Genomic DNA, 5,182 nt, shown 5'->3' with positions numbered 1-5,182 from the left:
GCTATATAATCACCTCTGCTAATAAAAATTGCTTCGTTTGTATTTTGCGCTATACCTTTATTTTTCTTTAAATATTTAATTTTAATGCGATTATCTTTATCTGCATAATTATCTAAAATCTTTTTTACATGACTTTGATCGCTTGCATCAGCTATACAAAGCTCAAAATTTATGTAGCTTTGATTTAAAACAGATTCTATCATTTCAATCAAAAACTGTTCTGGTGTATTCCATGTGGGCACTACAACAGAAATTAAAGGCTTAAATGAAAAAATTAAATCTTGTTTGTTACTTTCTTGCATAAATTACTACCTCTCTGCCAATATTCAATTGCGCTAAAGATTTATAAAAGTCTTTTTTTAAATCATTAAACCCAGCGTTTTGTAAATTATTTTCAAAATTTTTTCTTTTTGTATGGCATAATCTGCCTAAACTGTCATTTCCAACATAATTATCTCCCATAAGTAAGAAAATATCTATCGGAAATGATGTTTCTTTTAATACAATATCAAAACCTTGCTCTCTTAAAAGTTTTTCAAGTGAATTAAAATCAAAATAATTAATATGATGCGGTGGTGCTACCCGCCATGGAGAAAAATTACAAGCTTTTTTTAAAGCAAGTTGAAATGGATTATAATCGTTTGGTACAACAATACATACAACACCGCCTTGTTTTAAAACCTTTTTAATAGAGGCAATGGTGTTTACAGGGTCTGATACGTGTTCTAACACTTCACTTAAATGTACCACATCAAATTTATTGGCCAATTTTTCTGATAAATTTTCGTCAAAAAATCCTTCTATTACGTCCAGACCGATTGATTTGCAATGATTTATAGATTGAATTGATGGGTCAACACCCAATACACTCCATCCTCTATTTTTACCATAAAGCAAAAAATATCCACCACCGCAGCCAATGTCTAAAATATTACCCTTATAGCCCAATATTTTTTCAAAACTATCATATCTGTCTTTAAATACTAAATCATACCAATCTTTATCTTCCAAAAATCTTTCATTAAAAAATTCTATATTTTGGTAGTATTTTCTTTTATACATATCTTGCAATTCTTGAGGACTTGGTATAGGTATAATATGTTTAAATCCGCAAATTTCGCATTCAATCACATCAAAACCATTTACGCTATCCAATATTTCTCCACTGTGTTTTTGCCATTGTATTTTACTCACCCCAAGACCTCCTTTGCGATACGAAATGCGCCAAGTCCGTCGATACAATCTTTAGCAGTTTGAGCCATCTTATATCTTAAATCGGCATTTTTTGACAATTTTAAAGCAGCTTTTGTTATTTCTTCTAAGTTTACCTTGTCATATTCTCCCAAATTTATTGCAAAACCACTTTTTTCAAGCATTGAAGCCGATAAACTATGGTCTTTGCTAATACATAAATAAATTGCAGGCACACCCACACAGGCTAACTCATAAGCACTTGTGCCAAAAGAACAAATTGCAAAATCGCACATATGCATTATTTCAGCCATATTGTCAACATTTTGAAAGACTTTATAATCGTAATTTGCTTTTTTTAAAATCATATCCAAATTTTTTTTGCAAGAAAACAGTGCACCAATAACAATTAATGCTTCAAATTCAACATTTAAATTATTGAGAGCCTCTGCAATTAACGGCGTTATGCATTTTGGATCGCTTGCACCTGCTGCTACAAATATCTTTAACTTTTTGTTTGATGGTTTTGGTTTATTTTTGTACTGCAAAAATTGATCGCGCAAAATCACCCACTCAAACCCAGAATAAAGTTTACCTTTAAAACCTTCCCAGCTAAGATGCCTGACCTGAAATACGGGCGGATAAAAAACATAATCGCAAACAAGCCTTTTATCTTGAGGATCATCTATGCTTACTATTTTAATATTAAACTTTTGTTTTATTTCAATAAGAGTTTCTTTATCAAGCCCATCTCTTATATCTAAAACCAATATATCTGCTTGGGATTTTTCAACTGCCTCAATTAGCCATTGTTTGCAATTTTTTTCGTCTTTTTTAATTATTGAATATTGTTCTTTTTGAATGAGTTTTATTGCCTTGAGATTTTTATTTACAGCAAAAGTAATTTGACAGTTTCTTTTTTTAAATGCATACGCAAGTGCCAGGCATCTAACCAGATGACCAAAACCAATAGCCCTTGATGCGTTGCATCTAAATAGTACTTTTTTCATATAGATAATATAGCAAAAAGTATTCTTTTAAGGATTATCCTGCCAGAAAAACTTGCCTATTTTTTTTGCATTTTTCCATATGTCTGTGTATTTAGTTTGTAATTCAATATTTAGTGGCTTGTGTTGAATATTTTTGTTAATGTTTGTTAATTGAGGGTTTGATTTTAAAAGATTAACTATATCTTCTAAATACATAAAATGCTTTTGAGTGTATAGCTTTTCATATATTATTTTGTATAGCTCATAGTCTTCTTTTTCATCCAATGTCAATCTGCAGTTTTGCAAAATAAGAGAATCTTTTGGACAAACTTCTACTATGCGAAGCTTATCGGGATTTTGTGTAATGTAGATTGCACCTACATGTTCTTTATTTAAAGCATCATTTGTATTTTTATAAATATAATCAAGAACATCAGCTTTAATAACGCCAGCGCCTTCAAATGCGCAACCAACATTTTCGCAATAAACCACATCTGCATCAAACAAACTCAGCGCACTTATTTGATTGTCTATCCAAACAGGACAAATGTGCGGACAATCTGCAGTTATTCTGGCTACATACTTTGGTTTTTTATCGTAAATTATATCCATAAAACGCTCAAGCACATTATCAAGGCTACCTCTGTAATAATTCATTGAATTTGCTTTCAAAAACTCCACAAGCTCATCGTCGCTTTTGTCTTTGGATGTTGCTACGATAACCTCGCTTACATATTTAGAATGCAAAGCTCTATTGTAAACATGCCAGATTACAGGTTTTCCTGCTAAATCAAGCATAACTTTGCCTGGAAGCCTTGTTGAAGACATGCGAGCCTGAATTATAGCTATTGTCTTTTGCATAAACTATCCCTTATACCCCTAAGAGGCCTTAAGCCATCTATTGGATCTGCTCTCCAAAGACGTTCTTTAAACTCACTATCCTGCGGTTCTTTTTTGCCATCACCATCAGCTAAAAATGCATCTTTAACACTTTTTATAAGAGATTCAACCTGATTTGGTAAATAGCAGTGACCCATTTGGTACTCTTTTCCTTTACCATCTAAATCCATATGAAACTCTACCATTGAAACATCGTATTTATGTATAGCCCTATGTATTACGCCAAAATTAACACTATGATCAGACCATCCAAATTTGATATTTTTAGGCAATGACTCTCTCATTGTTTGTATTGCACTTAAGTTGCAATCCTGCGGCAGGGTAGGGTAATTTGAAGTACAGTGCAAAACTGTTAGATCTGTGCATTGATTATCAAATACTGTTTCTACTGCAAATTTTACCTCATCAAGTGTTGCCATACCGGTAGATATGATCATTGGCTTTTTTGTTTTAGCACATTTTGATAATAGGTCCTGCCACAAAATTTCATATGAAGCAATTTTATACGCATTCACATATGGCTCTAAAATATCTACAGCATCAAGATAAAAAGGAGTGCATATAAATTTTATATTATTATCCGCACAACATTTAGCAATTTCTGGTATATACTTTTCGCTTAACTCCCATTTTTTTCTGTTTCTTAGCTCTTCAAAACACTCCAGTGCTTTTCTGTCAAATAATTGGTCAATTTTAAAAAGTTGAAACTTAACACCACTACAACCAATTTTTGCTGCAGTTTCAATAAAATCAAAGCATCGATTTAAGTCATTGTTGTGGTTGCTTGACACCTCTGCAATAAATTCTACCATTCATTTATCTCCAATATAATTAAATTTAAAAAACCAAAAATTATTCTTTACCCAAAATTACTTTTTGAAGTTTTTTAAAACTTTCAGTGCCAGCAAATTTTAACCAGTAAAATACAATAGATTCAGATGGTATCACTTTTGCACCAATTGAGTTATAAAACGCAATAGCAGTATTATAAAATTCTTCTTCTCTTGAAGTTACTGCATCTTTTGCAATTACTACATTATAGCCTTTTTCTATTAAATCTATGGTTGTTGACATTACGCATATATGAGATTCAATACCGCACAATACAACTGTTGTTTTACTAGAATCAACAATGAAAGTCTTAATTTCAGGAATTTCCAAAGCAGAAAAACTCATCTTGTCAAAACGCTGTACATCAGAAAGCAAGCTTTTTAGTGGTTCTATCGTTTCGCCTAATCCTTTTGGATACTGTTCTGTGTAAAAAATTGGCACATCAAGTTCTTTTGCAGCTTTTATCAAAAGCGAGATATTTTTAGTTGTAGCATCAAGATTCTTCATAACTTTGGCAAGTTTGTCCTGCATGTCAATTACGCATAAAATGCAATTTTCCTTGCTTAAAAAGCTCATCTTCAACCTCCTTGCTTTAAATATTTCATTATGTTTTTTGAGTTCTGGTAAAATTTAATGTAATCTTCCAGCAAAGCTTTCTTTTTTTGCTCAACCAAAAATTCAATTTGTGCGTTTTGTTCCAACAATTCTTTAATTTGATCTAAATATTGATTTGTAATTTTTGTTTTATATATCGTTTCAAAAAGTTTATTTCGTTCGTTTAATACACTTAAAAGTTCATCACCTTTATATTCTTTTTCATTTAATAAATTAATAATTTTGGTGCCATTATCTTTTAAAGCTTTAAATAACTTTTGCATTTTACACCTTTATTTATTATAACTTTATTTGGTATATTTTCAAGTAAGAAACAATAATTAAATTATGGTTGGTTACATTTTATGTTTTATTTAACATAATTACAAATTTGTTCCCAAAATATTTAATTTTATAATTAAATTTTTGTTTATTTAAGTATGTTATAAGTCTTTTTTTCTGACCAATTATAGCAACATTATGATTTTTAAGTAAGTTTTTTAAATCGGATTTTTCTATAAATTTTTCGTTTTTATTTTTTAGAAGAGTCATACCGTAGTATAAATCGCCATCATCAAAATCGTCCAATAAAATACTATCCCTACCTAGATAAAATATACTTGAAGAAGTACGCCAAAATGGTCCATACTGAACAAAAATAGTATTTGGTTTCATAT

Annotated in this window: 8 protein-coding genes; all 8 read right to left on the bottom strand. The window is 30.7% G+C overall.

What is annotated here, in order from left to right; translation table 11 throughout:
• Positions 1–302: glycosyltransferase (locus tag Q0C22_RS10020; RefSeq protein WP_291494358.1), on the bottom strand; the 302-nt coding region annotated here is incomplete at its 3' end.
• On the bottom strand, positions 289–1,194 hold the full coding sequence (locus Q0C22_RS10015) for a class I SAM-dependent methyltransferase (protein ID WP_291494356.1): 906 nt from the start codon (positions 1,192–1,194) through the stop codon (positions 289–291). The genes Q0C22_RS10020 and Q0C22_RS10015, both read right to left, overlap by 14 nt.
• Positions 1,191–2,201 carry a UDP-2,4-diacetamido-2,4,6-trideoxy-beta-L-altropyranose hydrolase gene (gene pseG, locus Q0C22_RS10010; RefSeq protein ID WP_291494354.1) on the bottom strand — a complete coding sequence of 337 codons (1,011 nt, stop codon included), beginning with the start codon at positions 2,199–2,201 and terminating at the stop codon, positions 1,191–1,193. The genes Q0C22_RS10015 and pseG overlap by 4 nt, the downstream gene beginning before the upstream one ends.
• Positions 2,202–2,228: 27 nt before the next feature.
• Complete coding sequence (locus tag Q0C22_RS10005; RefSeq protein ID WP_291494352.1) at positions 2,229–3,041, bottom strand: glycosyltransferase family protein; 813 nt, start codon at positions 3,039–3,041, stop codon at positions 2,229–2,231.
• Positions 3,026–3,892, bottom strand: a complete 867-nt coding sequence (locus Q0C22_RS10000; protein WP_291494350.1) for an N-acetylneuraminate synthase family protein — start codon at positions 3,890–3,892, stop codon at positions 3,026–3,028. Before Q0C22_RS10000 ends, Q0C22_RS10005 begins: the two co-directional genes overlap by 16 nt.
• Before the next feature lie 40 nt (positions 3,893–3,932).
• Positions 3,933–4,487, bottom strand: a complete 555-nt coding sequence (locus Q0C22_RS09995; RefSeq protein WP_287005545.1) for an isochorismatase family protein — start codon at positions 4,485–4,487, stop codon at positions 3,933–3,935.
• A 2-nt stretch (positions 4,488–4,489) separates the two neighbouring features.
• On the bottom strand, positions 4,490–4,789 hold the full coding sequence (locus tag Q0C22_RS09990) for a hypothetical protein (protein WP_291494347.1): 300 nt from the start codon (positions 4,787–4,789) through the stop codon (positions 4,490–4,492).
• A 79-nt stretch (positions 4,790–4,868) separates the two neighbouring features.
• The coding region (locus Q0C22_RS09985) for a hypothetical protein (RefSeq protein ID WP_291494345.1) at positions 4,869–5,182 on the bottom strand (314 nt) is incomplete at its 5' end.

Source organism: Desulfurella sp., assembly GCF_023256235.1.
Classification (GTDB): Bacteria; Campylobacterota_A; Desulfurellia; order Desulfurellales; family Desulfurellaceae; genus Desulfurella.
This window is presented reverse-complemented; position numbering and strand designations above follow the sequence as displayed.